Below are 20,154 nucleotides of genomic sequence, written 5' to 3'. Positions count from 1 at the left end.
AGTCGAGCGGCAGTGAAACTTACACCGGCTGTCGCACCGCGAGCACCACCAGATCGGAGAACGGCGTCTCCGCTCGTCCGTCCCCGCCGGCGTGCTCCGATAGCTCGGCCAGCGTGAACCGATGAATCTCCTCGTCCTCGTGGGTCAGCTTCTCGAGTACCAACGCCTCGAGGTCCGGCTCCGCACCGTTCTCGAGCAGGAACGCGGCGACATCGCCTGGCATCCGATCGTAGGGCCGGGGCAACACGAGGAGGTGCCGGTCGTGGACGGCGGAGGCGAGGCGGTCCATGTCGGCTGCGAGGTCGCCGCTCTTGTGGAGCGTGACGAACTCGGCGTCCTCCATCGGCGTTCGGGCCCGACTCGCGGCCATCTGGAGCGACGAGATTCCGGGGACGATTCGGACCGGCCGATCGGGGGCCGCACGCTCGACCGCATCCTCGGGAGCGCCAGCGACCGAGGGCTCGGAAGACGCGTCGCGTCTTCCGGCGTCCTGACGAGCGTGCGAGTCAGGGCTCGTCGAGCCGTGCTCGACGGCGTCCTGCACCTTTCCGACGAACTGGTAGCCGGAGTGGTTGGGATCGCCCATCGCGACGGCGGTTCCCGACTCGCCGGCGGCGACGCGCTCGCCGAACTCCTCGAGCGCCTCGGCCTCGTCCCTGTAGCCGCAGGTCAGCAGGTCGGCGTCCGTCAGGTCCTCGACGAACTCGACGACCGTGGTGAAGCCGACGACGACGTCGGCCTCCCGAATGGCTCGCTCGCCTCGAGGGGTGAGGTACTCGAGGTTCCCCGGACCGACGCCGACGGCGTAGACCGGCTCGTCGGTCTCTTCGTCGACGTCCCGCTCCGGACTCCCCGCCGCGAACGTCGCCGGATCCGGCCCCGCGTCGAGGTCGTACTCGCCGCTCATCGGTCCTCGCCGTCTCCGTCACTACTGTTTGCCGCTCGAGTCTCGGCCGTGAGATCCAACTCGAGGTCGTCGGTCCGAACGTCCTTCGCGACGTGGATCAGCTCGTTCGTCAGCGCGGCTGCGAGTCCGCTGCCGCCGCGCCGGCCGACGTTGGTGATGGCCGGGACGTCGTACGCCTCGCTGATCTCGCGGATGCGCTGGCGGCTCTCCTCGGCCTTGACGAAGCCGACGGGGGTCGCGACGATCGCGGCCGGTCGGGTGCCGTTCTCGACGCAGTCCGCGAGCGCGAACGCCGCCGTCGGTGCGTTTCCGATCACGGCGATCGCGCCGTCGTAGACGCCCCGCTTGTCGAGTTCGAGCACCGAGGCGGCGGTCCGGGTCATCCCCGTCTCCTTCGCGAGTTCGGCGCCGTTGCCGATCGCCTTGCGCTTCTCGCAGTCGTGGCCGCGGCCGGTGATCCCGGCCTCGGACATCGTGATGTCCGTCACGATGGTCGCCTCGTCGAGCACCGCGCGGGCGCCGGCGCGGACCGGCGCGTCCTCGTCGTCGCCGAGGTCGTCCCCGCCGGTGAACTCGAGCAAGTGTTGGAACTCGATGTCGCCCATCGAGTGGACCGACTTCTGTCGAATCCGGTCGGCCAGCGTCTCGTCGGGGACGAACTGCCGGACGATGTCCATGCTCGTCTCCGCGATGTCCATCGCGTTCTGCGTCGTCGCGCCGAGATCGGCGTACTCCTCCTCGAAGGTCTGCTCGCCGTCAGTCATCGTTCGTCACCTCCACCGCGGGGTTGGTCGACCGCGCCTCGAGATCGCCCTCGACCTCGAGGTTCAGGTCCCGCAGTCGGTCGACCGTCTCCGCGTCGGCGTCCCACAGGTCACGCTCGATCGCCTCGAGCAGCGCGTCCGTGATGGACTCGAGCGCCCACGGGTTGACGTCGCGCATCCACCCCTGTCGATCCTCGTCGAAGGCGAACTTCTCGGCGACGTCTTCCCAGAGCGTGCCGCTCACGACGCCGGTCGTCGCGTCCCAGCCGAGCGTCACGTCGACGGTCGTCGAGAGGTCCCCGGCACCCTTGTAGCCGTGTTCCTCCATCGACTCGAGCCAGTCGGGATTCAGCACCCGGGAACGCATCGCCTTGCGGACCTTCTCCTCGTTCGTGTAGACGTCGACGTTGTCCGGGTCCGAGGAGTCGCCGACGTAGGAGGCGGGCTCCTCGCCCGAAATTTCGGAGACCGCGGAGATGAAGCCGCCGTGGAAGGCGTACCAGTCCGAGGAGTCGAACTCGTCCTGCTCCATCGTGTCCTCGATCTTGACGGTGGCGTCCACGCTCGAGAGGCGGCGCTCGAAGGCATCGTGGGCGTCGGAAACCCGACCGCGGGAGCCCATCGCGTAGCCGCCCCACTGGACGTAGACCGACGCCAGGTCGGATCGGTCGTCCCAGTTGCCCTCGTCGACGGCCTTGTTCGTCCCGGCGCCGTAGCCGCCGGGCTTCGTGGTGAAGACGCGGTGTTTGGCGGCCTTCCGGGCGTCCGATTCGTCGAGCCCGTCCGCCTCGAGTTCCGCCTGCTCCTCCTCGACGTGCTTCTTCACGTAGTTCATCTCGTGGGGTTCGTCGAGGTCGACGACCGCATCCACGGCGTCGTGGATGACGCCTGCCGCGGCCGGGAAGGCGTCCCGGAACAGCCCGGAGACGCGCGTCGTCACGTCGATCCGCGGACGATCGAGTTCCTCGAGCGGGATCGGTTCGACGTCGTCGATCCGGCCGGCGTCGGTCCACCGTGGCTCCACGCCGAGCATCGCGAGCACTTGCGCGATCGTCTCGCCGCGGGTCCGCACCGTGGGAGTGCCCCACGCGACCACGCCGATCTCCTCGGGGTACTCTCCGTTTTCGTTCTGGTGGCGCTCGAGCACGCCCTCCGCGACCTCGCTCCCGACCTGCCAGGCGGCCTTCGCGGGTACCTTGCGCGGGTCCAGCGTGTAGAAGTTCCGCGCCGTGGGCAGCAGGTCGACGCCGCCGCGGGTGGGGGCACCGGAGCCGCCGGGCGGCACGTACTCGCCCGAGAGCGCGTCGGCGGTGCGGGGAATCTCGTCCTCGGCACCCTGGACGCGGGGCTGAGCCTCCTCGCAGATGTACGCGAGGGCCTTCCGAAGGTCGTCGTGGGCGCCGGATTTCGCGCGCCCGTCGCCGATCGTCTCGAGGTCGACGACGAGCAGGTTCATGTTGACCTCGTCCTCGGGACCGGCGTCTCGCTCCGATTCGGGAACGTCGAACTCGTGCTCGGCGAGGGCCTCCACCAGCTCGAGGCTCGTCTCGTGGACCTCGTCGGCGGCCTCGGCGTAGGTCATTCCCAGGTCGTCGTCGGAGGTTCCCGGGGAGTCGAGCATCGTCTGATAATCGACGCCCAGCGCGCCGGCGACGCTCTCCCGGAGGCTCGGCGCGCCGGGGTTCTCGAGCCGGGTGAGCGCGACGAGATACTCCACGAGGCGCTCGTCGGCCGGCGGCTCCGACATCGTGTGCAGCCCCAGTCGAATCTGGGTCGTCTTCACGTCCGTGAGGTACTCGTGAATCCGCTCGACGAGTTCGTCGATATCGACCTCGTCGCCATCGATGTCCCCTTCGGCGAGCGTCGACCCAGCCTCGTCAGGGCCGCGAACGTCCGCCTTCTCGTCGATGGAGCCTTCGATACCCAGCTCGACCGCAAGATCCAGTTCCTCGACCGTCTCGCGCACGAGATCCTCAAGGTGCTCGCCACTGTCAGCGCGCGCATCTTCCATCCCGGCCTCGCGATACTGGTTCGCGAGTTCCTCGAGTTCCGAAAGCTCGTCGTACGTCCCCGCGTTTCGCATGACGGGCGTGAGGTAGTCGACGATCGCCGCGTAGGAGCGCCGTTTCGCCTGGGTCCCCTCGCCGGGGTTGTTGACGATGTAGGGGTAGACGTTCGGCAGGTCGTCGATCAGCTGATCCGGCGCGCTCTCGCCGTTCAGGCCGACGGTCTTGCCGGGGAGCCACTCGAGGCTGCCGTGGGTGCCCAGATGGACGACGCCGTCGGCCCCGAACTCGTTCCGGAGCCAGCCGTAGAAGGCGTAGTAGTCGTGAGGCGGCTGCAGGTCGGAGTCGTGGTAGACCTTCGAGGGATCCATCCCGAACCCGCGCGGGGGCTGGACGGTGACGAGGACGTTGCCGAACTCGACGCCCGGAATCGCAAACGGACGGTCGGGGACCTCTCCCCACTCCTCGATCACGCGCTCCCGAAATCGCTCGTCGGCCTTCGCGAACCAGTCCGCGTAGGTGTCGGAGGAGACCACGTCGACCGACAGGTCGCGGACGTCTTCGGGTGCCACCCAGCGGTCCTCGAGAGTGAGCTGCGAGGTGAGCTTCTCGACGAGCGTCTGGCCGTCGTCCGGCGTCTCGCCGCCTAAGTCGTAGTTCCGAGCCTCGAGTTCCTCGAGCAGGTTGACCGTCGATTCCGGCGAGTCGAGCCCGAACGCGGTCCCGATTCCGTCGTCGCTCGGCGGGTAGTTGTGGAGCACGACGGCGACCCGCTTCTCCCGATTGGGCGTGTGCCGCAGTTTCGCCCAGTTGACCGCGAGTCGGGTCGCGTGGTCGACCCGCTCCTCGATCGGGTAGTGGTGCTTCGGCGCGGAGCCGATGCCGGCTTCGTCGTCGGTGCGTTCCTTGCCCGAGATCGGATGCGTGATCACGTTCCCGTCGAACTCCGGCAGCGCGACCGAGAGCGCGAGTTCGAAGCCCATCACGCCCGTATCGCTTGATTCGTACCGCGACCGGGAGCGCATCGTGGTGATCGTCTGAAGCACCGGGACTCCGAGGCGATCGAGGAAGACGTCCTCGGCCGAGTTGCCCTCGTCGCTCGCCGATCGGCCGCGCTCGTCCATCGAGAGCGAGAACATGAACGAGGAGAGGACGGCGTCGACGACCGATCGTCCGGCGTCATCCAGCAGCCAGTTCTCCGTTACCCACTCGGCATCCTCCTGTTCCTCCGTATCGGTGGCCGGATTGCAGAAGATCGGCAGCGCGTTCGCGCCCTGCTCCTCGAGCGCCCGGACCTGGGCGTCGACGTACCGCGTGTTCTCGTGGGTCCAGTGGGACTCGTAGAACCAGACCGCGACCGTCGGCTTCTCGGGGTCGTGGCTCTCGAGCAGTTCCTCGTACCCCGCCCCGGGGTAGTCGGGGTGGTAGACGCCCTCCGTCGGGAGTTCGGTCGGGTCGGCGTACTCGAGGTCGCGGCCCTCGTACTCGCTCGCGAGAAACCGACAGCAGTTCTCGACGTTGATCGTGCCGCCCCTCTCGAGGTAGTCGTAGACCTGCTCGCGGTGGTCCGCCGAGACCGTCGTGTCCTCGAAGGCGAAGGCGTCGCCGGTCGACTTCACGATCAGGGGGACGTTCGCCTCCTCGAGCGCCCCCGTCGCGTAGTCGTAACCCGGCATGCTGTCCTCGGCGCCGTGCAGCCAGAAGATCGCCGCCGCGGCGTCGCGCAGTTCCTCGACGAACGCCTCGATTTCGGCTTCGTCCTCGAGGTCGCTCTCCGATCGGACGACCAGTTCGATACCCTCGAGTCGCTCGGCGGCCTCGCCGAGCGAGCCGAGTTCGTTCTCCGTCGCGGTGTAGATCCCGATGCGTGTCATCGATTTTTTAAACCTCTATTGTATTAGCGCAAGTATGGTTGCAAACGCCGGGGGCAAAAAACTGTCGTCGATCCCCTTTCCGGCGATCGTCGGGCAGTCAGAACTGAAGCGAGTCCTGTTGACCGTCGCGGCCAACGACGGCCTCGACGGCGCGCTGATCGTCGGCGAGAAGGGAACCGCGAAGTCGACCGCCGTCCGCGGACTCGTCGATCTACTGCCTACCCAGCGGGCCGTCGCGGACTGTCGGTACGGCTGTGCGCCCGACGACTCGAGCCTGCAGTGCGAGGACTGCCGCGAGCGCGACTTCGAAGCGTTGCCGATCGAGACGCGTCCCGTTCCGCTCGTCACCCTCCCCCTGGGGGCGACTCGAGACCGGGTCGTCGGGGCCCTCTCGGTCGAGGACGCGCTGGCCGGCGAGGCCGATTTCGATCCCGGCCTGCTGGCCCGCGCGAACCGCGGAATCCTCTACGTCGACGAGGTCAACCTCCTCGACGACCACCTCGTCGACGTCGTTCTCGATTCGGCCGCGAGCGGCGTCAACACGGTCGAGCGAGACGGGGTGAGCGTCTCCCACCCCGCGAACTTCACGCTGATCGGGACGATGAATCCGGAGGAAGGCGACCTCCGGCCCCAGTTGCGGGATCGGTTCGCCCTCCAGGCGACGGTCGAGGGCTGCCGGGAGATCGACGACCGGGTCGAGATCATCGACCGGGCGCTCGCCGGCGACGGGGACGCCGACCGGGCGACGGACGTCGCCGACGTCGAGGAACTCCGGAACGAGTTGGTCGAGGCTCGCGACCTGCTCTCGAGCGTCGCCCTCCCGAACGAGTTCAAGGAAGAGATCGCCGAACTCTGCCTCGAGGCGGGCGTCGACGGCCACCGCGGCGACGTGGCGACCGCCCGCACCGCGACGACCCTCGCCGCGCTCGAGGGGCGAACGACGGTCATCGAGTCGGACGTCTACGAGGCCGCGACCTACGCGCTCCCCCACCGACTCCGGAGCACGCCGTTCGAGGACGAACCGGACCTCGAGGAGTTGCTCGAGGACCGCTTCGACGAGGAGTCCGCCGACGAGGAGGGTAGCGAAGGTGAGAACGACGGTGAAGGATCCGGCGAGAGCGAGGCCGAAGACGAGCGTGACGACGGTGACACGGGAAACGGGGGCGGCGGCGAGCGCCGCGGCGGTGATTCCGCCGACGATACCGGGTCCGGAAACGGAGGGGACGAATCCGATGGATCGGGCGACGGTACCGGCGCCGAATCGGACGACTTCGACGGCGCCGAACGGCCGTCCGGGGGCGAGCCGTCGCCTTCACGGACGGGTGGAGACGAGGGTACCGACTCCGGTTCCGACGACTCGGGCGAGGGATCAGGCGACGACGAGAACGGCGGAGACGGCGAGGAGGACGACGAAGCCCAGCCGCTGATTCCCGGCCAGCAGCGAGCCGAAGTCGCCGGCGTCGGCGAGGCGAAGGCGCCGGACCTCGAGTCACCGGAAGCCGAAAACCGGAACGCCTCGGGAGCGGGCGGGTCGCGAGCGGACGCGGCACCGAGCGTCGACAACCGCGGCGCTCGCGTCCGAACGGAACCCGCCTCGGGTAACGGCCCCATCGACGCGGCCGCATCGGTTCGCTCGGCCGCGGCTCGCGGTGACTCGCGAGTCGAGAAGCGAGATCTCCGCCAGTCGGTTCGCACCGGCGAGACCTCGGTGACGATCGTCTTCGCCGTCGACGCCAGCGCCTCGATGCGGCCGGCGATGCGCACCGCCAAGGGCGTCGTCCTCGACCTGTTACGGAACAGTTACGAACACCGGGATCAGGTCGCGTTCGTCGCCTTCGCGGGCGAGGACGCCGACGTGCTGTTGCCGCCGACCGACAACGTCGGCCTCGCCGCGCGCCACCTCAAGGAACTCCCGTCGGGCGATCGGACGCCGCTTCCGGCGGGCCTCGAGACCGCGCGAACCGTCCTCGAGCGCGCGGAGACGGACGCCGCGGTCGTCGTCCTCGTGACCGACGGGCGCGCGAACGTGGCCGACGGCAGCCCGACCGAAACGACCCGACGGGCCGCTCGCGCGTTGCGGAGGTCGGGAACGCGCGTGGTGGTCGTCGACGCCGGCGACGACTCCCGCGCCGGGCTCTCCGAACTGGTCGCCGACGAAACCGACGGAGACCTCGTCCCGCTCTCGTCGCTGTCCGCCGAAACGGTGCGCGCCGCTGCCGACCGGGCCGCAGACGAACGGTCGCACTGACTCGTGAGTCGCGACGGGCACTACCGAAAACTGATTCGACTAGCAGTCGACGCACTCCGGAGGTCTCGCCGCGTATCAATGGTGCGGAATCGGGCCGCTCGAAACCGGATCAACACCCATTTGAGCCGGCTCTTCCGTTATCCGACGACGAATGACTGCAGACGAGTCAGCCGCGGCCGACGAGGGTTCCGGTCGCGAAATCGAGTACGACATCGACGACCGACCGCCGCTGGACGAATCGGTCGTCCTCGGGATACAACACTACCTCACGATGGTCGGTGCGAACATCGCGGTTCCCCTGCTACTCGCCGGAGCGATGGAGATGCCGTCCGGCATCACGGCGCAGTTCGTCGGCACCTTCTTCGTGGTCTCCGGGATTGCAACGCTCGCCCAGACGACGTTCGGCAACCGGTATCCGATCGTCCAGGGAGCGCCGTTCTCGATGCTTGCCCCCGCGCTCGCCATCGTCATCGTCGTGACCGCCGGCGGCGCGGGTTCCGGTGCCGACTGGCAGGCCGCCCTCGTCCAGTTACAGGGCGCGATCATCGTCGCCGCGACCGTCCAGGTCGCGCTCGGCTACCTCGGACTGGTCGGGAAGCTTCGACGGTTCCTCTCCCCGGTCGTCATCGCGCCGACGATCGCGCTGATCGGTCTGGCGCTGTTCGACGCCCCGCAGATCACCGGCACCGACCAGAGCTGGTGGCTGCTCGGCCTGACGCTCGGGCTCATCCTCCTCTTCTCGCAGTACCTCGAGGTCAAACACAGGGCGTTCCGACTCTATCCCGTAATTCTGGCGCTCGTCATCGCCTGGGGCGTTGCCGCGATGCTCTCCGCGCTAGGGATGCTCGGCGGCGGCCACCCGGGGTACGTCCCTCTCGGACAGGTCGCGGAGACGCAGCTACTTCTGCCGATCCACCCGCTCCAGTGGGGGATGCCCGAGGTGACGACGGCGTTCGTGATCGGGATGATCGCCGGGGTTCTCGCCTCGATCGTCGAGAGCATCGGCGACTACTACGCGGTGGCGAACCTGACCGGCGCCGCGGCGCCCAGCGAGAAGCGAATTAACCACGGAATCGGGATGGAGGGGTTGATGAACGTCTTCTCCGGAATCATGGGGACCGGCGGCTCGACTTCCTACTCGGAGAACATCGGCGCCATCGGAATGACCGGCGTCGCCTCGCGGTACGTCGTCCAGATCGGCGCCGCCATCATGCTGGTCGTCGGCTTCGTCGGCTACTTCGGACAGCTTATCGCGACCATCCCCGACCCGATCATCGGCGGCCTCTTCGTCGCGATGTTCGGCCAGATCGTCGCCGTCGGCATCTCGAACCTGAAACACGTCGATCTCGACTCTTCCCGAAACGTGTTCATCATCGGCTTCGCCATGTTCGTCGGACTCGCCGTCCCCGAGTACATGGCGAACTTCGAGGGGCCGCTCGAGTTCCGCGCAGCGATCGATCTCGCGGCGACGATCGCACCGTTGCTCGAGGTGGATCTCGTCGCGGGAACCGCTCTCGAAGTCTGGATCGGGGCCGCTGCCCAGGCCGTCGCCGACTCGGTCTTCATCATCGGCTCGACGGGAATGGCCGTCGGCGGTCTGGCAGCGCTCCTGCTCGACAACACCGTTCCGGGCACGCGCGAAGAGCGCGGTCTCGCCCAGTGGGAGCGTCTCACCGAGGACGACTCGGAGTTCGAGACCTTCTGGGAGCGCCGGCTCGGGACCGGCAACGACCGCTCGTAGGGGGCGGAGACGACGGTTCCGAGCGCGCTCCGTTCTCTCGTCCGCGCTTTCTCGACCTGCGTTGCAAGACCGGAGGTCTATTAGCGACGGTCGCTAGAGTGTATCCGTGTCAGAACTCTCGCTCGAGGACGGTAGCCTCTGGTACGATACGCGCGGCGACGGCCCGCCGCTGGTCTTCGTCCACGGCGGCTGGATGAACGGTCGCGCCTGGCGCCCGCAGATCGACCACTTCGCGGCCGACTACCGGACGACCACGTTCGACGTCCGCGGACACGGCCGGACCGGCGCAACCGATCCCGACCAGTACTCGATCGACCTCTTTACGGACGATCTCGAGGCGCTTCTCGACCACCTCGACCTCGACCGGCCGATCCTCTGCGGACTCTCGCTCGGTTCGATGGTCGTACAGCGATACCTCGACCGTCACCCGGACCGTGCGGCGGGCGCGATTCTCGGCGGCGCCGTCCGGTCGATGCCGCCGATCGAGCTCCCACCGGGGACGAAGCCGTTCCTGTCGCCGCTTCCCGGAATCACGGCGTCGGCGTCGATGCTGGGATCCGAGACGACGTTCCGATCGATGCTGTGTTCGATCCGGGCGACGACCGGACAACGGTGGCTGTCGGTGGACCCCGAGGTTCGAGCGGACGCGATAGACGCCGTCGGCGAGGTCTCGAGCGCGGAGTTCGGGAAGGTCTTCGGCGCGCTCTACCGGTTCGAGCCGCCGGCGCTGGACCACGTCGAGACGCCGACGCTCGTCGTCCACGGCGAGCAGGAAGCGCCGCCGGTCAAGCGACAGGGGCGCGAGATCGCTTCGGAAGTCGACGACGGCGACTGGCTCGAACTGTCCGAATCCGGGCACCTCGTCAACCAGGATCGGCCGCGAGCGTTCAACGACGCCAGCACGACGTTTCTGGGGCGACTACCCCTGACCTAAGAGCGATCGCGCGCGATTCCGCGAAGAAAGCACGCTGAACCGTAACGTTCACGACCGGTCTGCCAACATGGTTTGGCGGTGTTGCCAAGGGGTCCGCTGTGGTAGCCCGACTCGCTCGATTCCCGGTTCGACACGCCGGCCCCTCAGCGCCACCGAGAATCCACACAACTTGAAAATCAATGAGTAGTAAGCCAACTCCGGCAGACTCCGTCGACTCCGTACCGAGTACCGAGCGCTGGGCGAACATCTCCCAGCACGTCGTCAACAGCTACGTCGAGGCCAACAACGCGGTCCTGGCAGCGATGGGTCTCTCCGACGCGCAGTCCTCGAGCGAGGAGCGATCGACGACCGAATCGCCGGCAGTCGAAGAAGTCGCGTACGACGATCGGGAGTGGTCGATGGAACGCTCGACCGACAGCGTCGAAGCCCTCGAGGTCGGCGACTACGTCCGATTCACCAAACCAGTCGACGACACCGACGTCTCGGCGTTCGCCCAGGTCTCCGGCGACACCAACCGACTGCACCTGGAGGAGTCGTTCGCCGAAGAGACCCAGTTCGGCGGACCGATCGCCCACGGGACGCTCGTCGCCGGCACCATCAGCGCAGCCCTGGCCCGATTCCCGGGCCTGACGATCTACCTCTCGCAGGACCTCGAGTTTCAGGCGCCGGTCGAGATCGGCGCGACGGTTACCGCCGACTGTGAGATCGTCGAGGAACTCGGCGGCAACCGGTACCGGATCCGGACGACGGTACGTTCGGACGGCGAGCCGGTGATCGACGGCGAAGCGGTCGTCCTGATCGACCACGCACCCGAGGAGTAGAACGCCGACTCGCTCGAGTGGTGTCGTTCACGGCGACGTCGTACCCGTCCGCGGCGAAGCGACGCGCGACCGCGCTGTCGACTCCTCTCGAGGATCCCGTCACGACTGCGGATAGCATACGCGTACGACGTGACGGGATCGACTTTGCGATTCTAGCCTCGAGGGAGTCCTGACCGCCCGCGCTCAGTCGCGGCGGCCGCCGACCTCCTCGGGGTCGCCGTCCTGGCCCTCGAGCTGGCCCGGCGTCGGAGAGACGACGTTGGCCGCCTCCTCGGGGTCGATCTCGAGCGGCGTGACGCGGACGCTCGTCACCTTGTACTGCGGGATGTACGACGTCGGATCGAGTTCGTGCTGGGTGAGCTTGTTGATCGCCCCCTGCGGGAAGTGCATCGGAATGAAGACGACGCCGGGGTCGGACGTGTCCTCGACGTTCGCCTTTACGACGATCTCGCCCTGTCGCGACTGGACCCGGACGTACTCCTGGTCGCTGATTCCCAGCTGGTCGGCCATCTCAGGGTGGATGGTGATGAAGCTCTCCGGAACGTGGTCCATCAGCGTCCCGACCCGGCGGGTCATCGTGCCGGTGTGCCAGTGGTAGAGCACCCGCCCGGAGGAGAGCGTGAGCGGGTACTCCTCGTCGGGCATGGCCGGCGGACTCGCGTAGTCGGCGGGGACGAACCGCGCCTTCCCGTCCTCGAAGTTGAACTCGTCCTCGTAGAGGTACGGCGTCCCCGGATCGTCCTCGTCGAAGCAGGGCCACTGGATGCCCTTCGTCTCCTCCTCGAGGCGCTCGTAGGTGACGCCGCCGTAGATGGGAACTAACTCCTTGATCTCGTCCATCACGTCGGCCGGCGAATCGTAGTCCCAGTCGTAGCCGAACCGCCTGGCGAGCTGGGTGAGGATCTCGTGGTCCGCCTTCGCCTTCCCCGGCGAGTCGACGGCGGGGCGGACGCGCTGGATCCGGCGCTCCGTGTTCGTGAACGTGCCGTTCTTCTCGGCGGCGGACGCGGCCGGGAGGATCACGTCCGCGTACTCGCCCGTTTCGGTCAGGAAGATGTCCTGGACGGCGAGGAAGTCGATCTTTCGCAGCGCTCCCTCGACGTTGTCGACGTCCGGCTCCGAGAGGACGGGGTTCTCGCCCATGATGAACATCCCGCGGAGGTCCCGGTCGGAGATGGCGTGGAACTGTTCGGGGAGCCGAAGGCCAATGTCGTTCGGCGGGCGGACGCCCCACTCGTCCTCGAACTTGTCCAGCACCTCGTCGTCGCCGAGGTCCTGGTAGCCGGGGAGGGTGTGCGGGGCCGGTCCCATGTCGCCGCCGCCGCCCTGGACGTTGTTCTGCCCGCGGAACGGCGAGAGCCCGGCGCGGGGCTTGCCGAGGTGGCCCGTCACCAGCGCGAGGTCGGCGATTGCCAGCACGTTCCGCGTCCCGGTGGTGTGCTGGGTCAGCCCCATCGCCCAGCCGAAGATACAGGTGTCAGCGGTGGCGATCGTCTCGGCGGCCTTCTTCAGCTCCTCGGCGGGGACGGCCGTCAGCTCCTCGACCTTCTCGGGCGTGAACGGCTCGACCTTCTCGACCAGGTCGTCGAAGTGCTTCGTCCGCTCCTCGACGAACTCCTCGTCGTGGAGGTCGTTCTCGACGATGTACCGGATCATCCCGTTGATCCACGCCACGTCCTCGCCGGGGGTCGTCCGGACGTACTGGTCGGCGTGCTCGGCCATGCCGATCTCGCGCGGATCGAAGACGATGAGGTCCGCGCCGTCGCGGACGTTCTGCTTGATTCGCGTGGCGAGAACGGGGTGGGATTCGGTCGTGTTCGAGCCGGTGATGAGGTAACAGTCGGTCTTGCCGATGTCCTCGTTGATCCGGTTGGTCATCGCCCCGTAGCCGACCGTCTGCTGCAGCCCCGCCACCGTCGAGGAGTGACAGAGCCGGGCGCAGTTGTCGACGTGGGGCGTTCCGAGCACCTGCCGGGCGAACTTCTGGTTGAGGAAGTTCTCCTCGTTGGTCGTCTTCGACGACGAGATGACCGAGAGCGCCTCGGGGCCGTACTCGTCTCGAACCTCCGAGAGCCCCTCGTAGACGCGCTCGAGCGCTTCCTCCCACGTGGCTTCGCGGAAGCCGTCGCGGCCGACGGGGCCGTCGGGGGCGTCTTCCTTCCGGATCAGCGGCGTCTCGAGTCGGTCGGCGGCGTCCACGTAGTCGTAGCCGAACTTCCCCTTCACGCAGGTGGAGAAGTCGTTCGCCGGCGTCGAGTCGGGGTCGGCGGGTCTGACGCCGAGCACCTCGCCGTCCTTGCCGTAGAGGTCGAAGCGACAGCCCACCGCGCAGTAGTTGCAGGTGGTCTCGGCCTTCGTGACCCGCGAGAGGCGCGCGTCGCCGACGGTCGTCGCGACGTTGAACAGCTGTCCGGCCGACATCGTCTCGCTGGCGATCTCCTCGGCGACGTGTTCGACCTCCTTGAGCGCGCGGTCGCCGACCCCCTTCGCGGCGTCGCCGGCGTGGCGCTTCGCGTCAACGGCGCGTGCCTTGGCGATCGACATGAAGCGGGCGATTCCCGAGCGATCCTCGGCCGCGTCCTCGAGGTCGTAGGGAATGTCGCGGTTCGGGGCCTCCGTCCGGTCGGCCGTCTCCGCCTTCGGGCTCTCGAGGACCTTCCCGATGGAGTTCTCCTGGGTGAACCCGGGCAAGGGCATCGTCGCGGCGTCGGTCAGGCCCTGTTCGACCAGCGCGCCGGTCGGACAGACGGTGGCGCAGTGACCGCAGGAGACGCAGGTGGAGTCGTCGAACGTCTCCTCGCCGTTCTGGAAGGCGATGCGGGTGTCCTGGCCGTTGCCCTCCATGCGGAGGACGCCCTCGACCTGCACGTCGTTGCAGGCCTCGACGCAGCGGTTACAGAGGATGCACTTGTTGCGGTCGATCTGGATGGCAGACGACGTGTCGTCGAGCGGTTCGTACTGGTCGCGGTCCTCGAAGACGTCCCAGCGGGGCTCCTCGACGTCCTGCTCGATGGACGTGTCCTGGAGTTCGCAGCGGCCGTTCTGCCCGCAGGTCGTACAGCGCAGATTGTGGTCCGACAGCTGGAGATCGAGGTTCACCTCCCGCGCCTCGGCCGCGTCGTCGGCGTCGGTCCGGACCGTCAGGCCGTCCTCGGCCGGAAACGAGCAGGCCGGAACGAGGCCGTGTTCGTCCGTCTGGACGGTGCACGTCCGGCACTCGCCCCGCGGCCCGATCTGGTCGGCCTGTTCCGTGTCCCGGTCGTAGTAGCAGAGCGCCGCTACCTCGTCGCTCGTCTCCGTCGACTCGAGCGCGTCGATGATCGTCGATCCCGGCGACACCGCCGTCGCGGTGCCGTCCACCGTGAGGTGGGTCATTCGGTCGCCGTCGCTCGTGACGTCGGGGTCGTTGGCGGTACCGGTCTCGAACTGCTCGGTGAGCGGCGTGCTCGGCCGCGGATCGGTGACGTCCGGCACCGACGGGAGCCGTTCGACCGGCGTCGGACGCCGCTCCGTCTCCGCGTCGTCGACGTAGCTTCCCGGACTCTTGCCGCTCATCGTTTCCCTCCGACTTCACACTCGCCGCTGGGACAGCGGCCCTCGGCGTGGGCGGTCACTTCGCGCTCGAACTCGCTCATTCCCGTAACCGCCGGGCGGACGGCCGAACGGCCGAACTGGCAGAGGCTCGTCTCGCCCATCACGCGAGTTAGTTCGCGAATCTTTGCGTCCTCGTACTCGCCGTCGTAGACGTCTCGAAGCATGTTCGTGAGCTGTTTGGATCCTTCTCGGCAGGTGACGCAGCGGCCGCAGTTCTCCTCCATCGCGAAGTTCGTCCTGCGTCCGGCCGTCGCGAGGACGCAGTGCTCGTCGTTCAGCAGTTCGACCACGCCCTCCGTCCCGAGTTCGGCACCCGCGAGGGCGGGCACCGACGGGGAGTGCGAGAGCGACCTGGTGAAGCCGCCGAACTGGCCGCCGACGCAGGCCATCTTGAACTGTCCGTCGAGCTCGACGGCCTCGCGCACGTCGGCGAGGCTCCCGCCGGTCGGCAGTTCCACGGTCGCCGTCGCGTCGACGTCCCCCGTCACGGTGACGAGACGGGTTCCGGGGTCGGCGTCGTCGGCGTCGAACGTTTCGGGGTGCAACATCGCCTGGCGGAGCTGTGCCATCGTCCGCGGCGTGTGGATGACGGTCGGCCGCCCGTACAGTCCGTGCTCGGCGGGCGAGGGCGGGCGAAGGCGAGCCTCGAGTCGGTCGTTCCCCTCCATCGCCTCGAGCGCCATCGTCGGCTCGCCGGCGATATATTGGTTCGGTCCGACGACGACCTCCGGTCCCTTCTCCCTGTCGAGTCGCTCGTAGAGCGTCTCTTCGACGGCCCGCGCGGCCTCGTGGACGCGCTCGCGCGCCCGGTCGTCGGCCTCGTTACAGTAGACGACGACGTCCGTCGCCCCGACCAGTTCGGCGACGGCCAGGGCCCCGTCGAGGACCTCGCCCGGCGCGGACTCGAGAAGCGTCCGATCGGTCTCGTTGCGGTCGTCGCTGTCGTTCGCGTTCACGACGACCACCGGGTCGCGAGCGTCGTCGTCCGCGTCGGCCGCGTCGCCGGCGACGTTCCACTCCTCGGTGACGGGTTCGTCGGTGCTCCAGTCCCCGCGCCCGCGACCTAACAGTCCGACGTCGCGAACGCGCGACCGGGCGTCCGCCGGGCGGTCGCTCGCCAGTTCGGCCGCCGACTCCTCGGGAGCCGACGCGGGCTCGATCCAGCCACACCGGCCGAGCACGCGTCGCCGACCCACGGACAGCGGCCCGTCGTCCGGCGTCGGCAGCGACGACGGCTCCGGGTCGTGCTCGACGACCGCGGCCGCCTCGTCGGTCGGGAGGTCGCCCCGCTCGAGCGTTTTTACTAGCGACTCGAGCCGCCCCGTGACCGGCGCCGGATGGAACGTCGTCCGACCGTCGCGCGTCAGCAAGACGAGCGGTTCGTGACTCCGGATTCCGGTGGGTCCCGTTTCGACGACGCGAGCGTCGTCCGCCGCCGAGCGAATCTCGTCGAGCGCGCGCTGCTTCCGCCGTCTGCTCTTCGATCCGGCAGAAATACGAATACTGACCTCTCCGGCAGTTGAATCGCTTCGTTCACTCATTAGCCACCCGTCGGACAGCACGATACGAAAAACTACGGCATGAAAAACGGTGAGGGAGGGAGTATATCATCGTCTGTGTGATAGAACGGCGCCGGTCCGCCCGCCTCCGTCAGAAGGGGGGCTCCAGCGTCGACTCGTTCGCGCGGCGGGTTCCGAGCACCAGCAGGGCGAGTGCGGCTACCAACGTACCGAGGACCAGTAACAGGGCCCGTCCGCGTCGGTTGCTCGCAGGCTGGGCTCGGTCGTCTTCCGGCGGCGTTCGGTCGCCGAACATGACCTACCGTTCTCGAGCGTCACGGATAGGTTTTCCCGCTGTATAGTAACGCTCTACGGTACTCGAGCACGTCACCGACGAATCCGTCGAATCGGCGCTCTCACGCGGCGTCCGGCGGTCGATCGTTCGGGTCGTGCCGATCGCGCGGCCGCTCGACCGAGTCGAGTTCGGTTTTACGGTAGTCTCGTGCGTCCGCAACCGCCGTAACGCCGACGAGAGCGAAGATGCGACCCGGGTTCAGTCTCCAACGGCTTCCCGCTCGGTCGCGTGCGCGGACTCCCGGACGTCCTCGATCTGGTAGTACAGGATGCCCACGGCGATCAACCCGACGACGAGCGCGGCGGTGACGATGTAGAAGGCCATTACGTAGCTGTTGGTCCGCTCGACGATCTCGGAGATGAGCAGCGGTCCCGCGACGCCGGCCGCGCCCCACGCCGTCAGCGTGTAGCCGTGGATGGCGCTGAGTTCCTTCGTCCCGAACAGGTCGCCGAGGTACGCCGGCAGGCAGGCGAACCCGCCGCCGTAGGCCGAGATAACGAGGAACAGGAGGATCGCGAACAGCCAGACGTGAGTGATCTGTGGCATCAGCAGGAACGCGGCGATCTGGAGCCCGAAGAACGTCCCGTACGCGGTCGTCCGACCGATGTAGTCGGAGATCGTCGCCCAGACGAGGCGACCGCCGCCGTTGAAGATTCCGATGATACCGACGATCGACGCCGCCGTCGCCGCTTCGGCTCCCGTGATGGCCTGCGTCATCGGCGACGCGACGGACAGCAGCATGATCCCGGCCGAGATGTTGATGAACATGATCAGCCAGACGAGGTAGTACCGCGGCGTCCGCAGCGCCTCCCTGGCGGTGAGTTCCTCGAGGTCGGTGTTGACGGAGACGCCCTTCTTGTTGTCGGTCTCGATCTCGCTCTCGTCGACCCCTTCGGGGACCCAGTCGGCCGGCGGCTTCTTCATATAGCTCGCGCCGGCGGCCATCAGGAGGAAGTAGCCGACGCCGAGCGCGTAAAACGTCGACGGAATACTCGCGGTCTCCATGATGTAGTTCGCGATCGGTCCGGTCACGAGCGCGCCGGCACCGAAGCCCATCACGGCCATTCCGGTCGCCATCCCCCGCCGGTCGGGGAACCACTGGACGAGCGTCGAGATCGGGGCGATGTATCCCAGCCCGATGCCGATACCGCTAATCACGCCGAACGTCAGGAGGAATCCGACGTAGCTCCCTATCTGTACGCTGAACCCCGCGCCGACGGTCCCGAGACCGAAGGTTCCGGCGGCGATCAGTCCCGAGATTCGCGGGCCGTGGTCCTCGACGAAGCCGCCGAGGAACGCCGCCGACAGCGCGAGGAAGACGATCGAGACGGTAAACGCCAACGAGACGTCGGAAATCGCCCATCCCAGTTCGGCGCGCAGCGGGTTCTGGTACACGCTGTACGCGTAAATCGAGCCGATCGAGAGGTGAATCGCCACGGCCGAGGCCGCGATCAGCCACCGGTTCTTGTCGGCATCAGTCTGTACCATTTACCATTGCGTATCGGATTACCGGATAAATTCTCAAGGCCCGCGTTTGCTCGGTCGGCAGCTCAAGAAAATCCTGCTTCCTCGAGGAACGCGCTGTACGGTCCTATATCGCCCACTCCCGTGAACGAATGTGTTCGACGACGAGCGCGCACCCGCTCGGGGCGACACACGGAGTCGAATAATTATCAGAGTACTTTCAAAGGATATGTCAGCCTCGTATTAGCTATTCCAGTTAGCGTCGTTCATTAGTTGTAAGAGAAGTTCTATCGGGAAAATCGAGATACTCTTCGAAGCCGAATTTCAATGGATCCAGTACTTCTCACCGGTCCTCGCCACCAGCGTCTGGAGGCGCGAGCGTTCCGGGCGGCCGATCGGATCGCCGGGGACTCGATCGGGAGTATCTGCTACCTGACGCGGAACGACGCTCGACGCAGCCGCGTCGCGGACAGCGGGCCGAGTCGTGCGAGTCGTTTCGACTCCGCACTGAGACGCTCGAACGGGCCGGAGCGAAGCGGCTCCTCCACGTCGCCTGTACGAGAGCGCGGGATCGGATCCTGCTGTGTGGCGTCCACTCTCCCGTTCGATCATCGAACAAAAGCACCGAGAACGCCGGTTCGAGCTAACGACCCGCCGGTTCCTGGCGATTATAGTTCGCTCAAATATAGGCGCTGCAGGCTCGCGTTCGACCCTCGAACGAATCGCGCTTTGAGGCGTGGGACAGTCGAAAGCGTAGGTTCGAGAGAGCGACATTCTGACGACTGTCTACTGTAGTTGCAACTTCCGTGCGAGATGCAACGCGCGTATCCATCGTGCGAGGTCAAGCGAAGCAGGGTTCATCTCGCTCGAAGTCACGAAGGCATGAGAATACAGCCGCAGTCAATGGTGCCTCTTTTCAGCCGCGATGATTACTCGGGTCGGTCCGCGGGCCTCACTGCTCCACCCGGCTGTCGAGTCGCGTAGAATCCGCCTTGATCGACGCGTAGATCCGTTCGGCCCACTCGCGGGCCATGGGCGAGTCCGTATCGACGAACACCTGCATCAGCCCTGTGTCATCGTCGTATCCGCCGAGCCCGACGCGTTCGTCGAAGATCGCTAGTCCGTAGGGGAGTTTTTCGCGGGTCCGAATGGATAACTGTCCGCGATCGACTGCCTCGGTCATGCGGGTCGGGTACGTTTCGTATACTTTATCTGCAATGTGTGGCATGTAAATAAGTTCGGCCTCGGTACCGTCGAATACTCGCTGGTAGAACTTACCTATCATCAATGGCGCCAGATGTGTCGTGTTGAACCCCCGGAACGTCTCCGACTCGCTGACGAGCGAAATAAACCGCTCGACCGGCCGGTCCGGAACGGCCGGTTCCGCGACCGTGACGGTCGCATCAATCATCGGTTCGATGGCGAACTCCGCGTGGTGCGGACAGATCACGTCCAGCAGCGGTCCCATCCGGTGGACCGTGCTCACGTTCGCCTCGAACCGGAGTACCTCGTCGGTGACCGCTTCGCCACGTCCCGTCAACTGGAACCGGCCGTTAACCTTCTCGACGAACCCCTGTTCGTCGAGCCATTTTGTCAAGCGGTGGCTCGTCGCCCGCGAGACGTCGAGGCGTTCCTCGATCTCGCGGCGATCCAGTGGCTCCGCTCGGAGTGCTTCGAGAACCGGACCGTGCCGGACGATGTCGCCGAGATGGTCTGGGTCGGCGCGGTCCCCCGCAGCGTCGAGGCGCTTGCCGAGATATTGCTGGTTCCGCGCGTTCTGCATGACCGCCTCCACGATCGGCGACGCCGGTGGATTGAACGCGAGTTGGTGGTCTTCGGGAGATCCCATGTCATTCACTAGCCTGGGGTACGGTGTCACGAGTAGTAATTCTATCCCGCACACGACGCGAAATCCCTCTCACGTCCTGAAACGCCATTTCACGCCGT

General features: G+C 66.9%; 12 protein-coding genes. 4 read left to right on the top strand and 8 right to left on the bottom strand.

Annotation, left to right across the window (positions count from 1 at the left end):
- Positions 1 to 19: 19 nt before the first annotated feature.
- Genes NED97_RS05785 through cobN form a run of 3 tightly spaced genes read right to left on the bottom strand, consistent with a single transcriptional unit; the run spans position 20 to position 5,551 of the window.
- Positions 20 to 907: a cobalt-precorrin-7 (C(5))-methyltransferase gene (locus tag NED97_RS05785; RefSeq protein ID WP_252489770.1), complete on the bottom strand. Its 888-nt coding sequence runs from the start codon at positions 905 to 907 to the stop codon at positions 20 to 22.
- Positions 904 to 1,671 carry a precorrin-8X methylmutase gene (locus NED97_RS05780; RefSeq protein WP_252489769.1) on the bottom strand — a complete coding sequence of 256 codons (768 nt, stop codon included), beginning with the start codon at positions 1,669 to 1,671 and terminating at the stop codon, positions 904 to 906. The genes NED97_RS05785 and NED97_RS05780 overlap by 4 nt, the downstream gene beginning before the upstream one ends.
- Positions 1,664 to 5,551, bottom strand: a complete 3,888-nt coding sequence (cobN, locus tag NED97_RS05775; protein ID WP_252489768.1) for a cobaltochelatase subunit CobN — start codon at positions 5,549 to 5,551, stop codon at positions 1,664 to 1,666. The genes NED97_RS05780 and cobN overlap by 8 nt, the downstream gene beginning before the upstream one ends.
- Before the next feature lie 34 nt (positions 5,552 to 5,585).
- On the opposite strand from cobN, the gene NED97_RS05770 reads away from it, so the two are divergent.
- From NED97_RS05770 to NED97_RS05755, 4 genes are all read left to right on the top strand, one after another.
- Positions 5,586 to 7,799 carry a VWA domain-containing protein gene (locus tag NED97_RS05770; RefSeq protein ID WP_252489767.1) on the top strand — a complete coding sequence of 738 codons (2,214 nt, stop codon included), beginning with the start codon at positions 5,586 to 5,588 and terminating at the stop codon, positions 7,797 to 7,799.
- A gap of 151 nt (positions 7,800 to 7,950) precedes the next feature.
- The gene (locus tag NED97_RS05765) at positions 7,951 to 9,540 is read left to right on the top strand and encodes a uracil-xanthine permease family protein (protein ID WP_252489766.1); all 1,590 of its coding nucleotides are present in this window, start codon (positions 7,951 to 7,953) and stop codon (positions 9,538 to 9,540) included.
- Between the two features lie 106 nt (positions 9,541 to 9,646).
- Complete coding sequence (locus tag NED97_RS05760; RefSeq protein WP_252489765.1) at positions 9,647 to 10,474, top strand: alpha/beta fold hydrolase; 828 nt, start codon at positions 9,647 to 9,649, stop codon at positions 10,472 to 10,474.
- Positions 10,475 to 10,653: 179 nt separating this feature from the next.
- Positions 10,654 to 11,295, top strand: a complete 642-nt coding sequence (locus tag NED97_RS05755) for a MaoC family dehydratase (RefSeq protein ID WP_252489764.1) — start codon at positions 10,654 to 10,656, stop codon at positions 11,293 to 11,295.
- A gap of 183 nt (positions 11,296 to 11,478) precedes the next feature.
- Here NED97_RS05755 and fdhF read toward each other — a convergent pair whose 3' ends face one another.
- The 5 genes from fdhF to NED97_RS05730 form a co-directional block, all read right to left on the bottom strand.
- The gene (fdhF, locus tag NED97_RS05750; RefSeq protein WP_252489763.1) at positions 11,479 to 14,850 is read right to left on the bottom strand and encodes a formate dehydrogenase subunit alpha; all 3,372 of its coding nucleotides are present in this window, start codon (positions 14,848 to 14,850) and stop codon (positions 11,479 to 11,481) included.
- Positions 14,847 to 16,430, bottom strand: a complete 1,584-nt coding sequence (locus tag NED97_RS05745) for an NADH-ubiquinone oxidoreductase-F iron-sulfur binding region domain-containing protein (RefSeq protein ID WP_252489762.1) — start codon at positions 16,428 to 16,430, stop codon at positions 14,847 to 14,849. Before NED97_RS05745 ends, fdhF begins: the two co-directional genes overlap by 4 nt.
- A 109-nt stretch (positions 16,431 to 16,539) precedes the next feature.
- Positions 16,540 to 16,704: a hypothetical protein gene (locus NED97_RS05740; protein ID WP_252489761.1), complete on the bottom strand. Its 165-nt coding sequence runs from the start codon at positions 16,702 to 16,704 to the stop codon at positions 16,540 to 16,542.
- Positions 16,705 to 16,941: 237 nt separating this feature from the next.
- Positions 16,942 to 18,231, bottom strand: a complete 1,290-nt coding sequence (locus NED97_RS05735) for an L-lactate MFS transporter (protein ID WP_252489760.1) — start codon at positions 18,229 to 18,231, stop codon at positions 16,942 to 16,944.
- A 928-nt stretch (positions 18,232 to 19,159) separates the two neighbouring features.
- Complete coding sequence (locus tag NED97_RS05730) at positions 19,160 to 20,056, bottom strand: helix-turn-helix transcriptional regulator (RefSeq protein ID WP_252489759.1); 897 nt, start codon at positions 20,054 to 20,056, stop codon at positions 19,160 to 19,162.
- Positions 20,057 to 20,154: the final 98 nt, after the last annotated feature.

Source organism: Natronococcus sp. CG52 (genome assembly GCF_023913515.1).
In the GTDB taxonomy this organism is placed as follows: Archaea; Halobacteriota; Halobacteria; order Halobacteriales; family Natrialbaceae; genus Natronococcus; species Natronococcus zhouii.
This window is presented reverse-complemented; position numbering and strand designations above follow the sequence as displayed.

What these genes read in the sequence shown, in the direction of transcription:
- NED97_RS05770 (WP_252489767.1), top strand. Translation starts at nt 5,586, where the DNA reads ATGGTTGCAAACGCCGGGGGCAAAAAACTGTCGTCGATCCCCTTTCCG.
- NED97_RS05785 (WP_252489770.1), bottom strand. Translation starts at nt 907, where the DNA reads ATGAGCGGCGAGTACGACCTCGACGCGGGGCCGGATCCGGCGACGTTC.
- fdhF (WP_252489763.1), bottom strand. Translation starts at nt 14,850, where the DNA reads ATGAGCGGCAAGAGTCCGGGAAGCTACGTCGACGACGCGGAGACGGAG.
- NED97_RS05765 (WP_252489766.1), top strand. Translation starts at nt 7,951, where the DNA reads ATGACTGCAGACGAGTCAGCCGCGGCCGACGAGGGTTCCGGTCGCGAA.
- NED97_RS05740 (WP_252489761.1), bottom strand. Translation starts at nt 16,704, where the DNA reads ATGTTCGGCGACCGAACGCCGCCGGAAGACGACCGAGCCCAGCCTGCG.
- NED97_RS05730 (WP_252489759.1), bottom strand. Translation starts at nt 20,056, where the DNA reads ATGGGATCTCCCGAAGACCACCAACTCGCGTTCAATCCACCGGCGTCG.
- NED97_RS05780 (WP_252489769.1), bottom strand. Translation starts at nt 1,671, where the DNA reads ATGACTGACGGCGAGCAGACCTTCGAGGAGGAGTACGCCGATCTCGGC.
- cobN (WP_252489768.1), bottom strand. Translation starts at nt 5,551, where the DNA reads ATGACACGCATCGGGATCTACACCGCGACGGAGAACGAACTCGGCTCG.
- NED97_RS05735 (WP_252489760.1), bottom strand. Translation starts at nt 18,231, where the DNA reads ATGGTACAGACTGATGCCGACAAGAACCGGTGGCTGATCGCGGCCTCG.
- NED97_RS05755 (WP_252489764.1), top strand. Translation starts at nt 10,654, where the DNA reads ATGAGTAGTAAGCCAACTCCGGCAGACTCCGTCGACTCCGTACCGAGT.
- NED97_RS05745 (WP_252489762.1), bottom strand. Translation starts at nt 16,430, where the DNA reads ATGAGTGAACGAAGCGATTCAACTGCCGGAGAGGTCAGTATTCGTATT.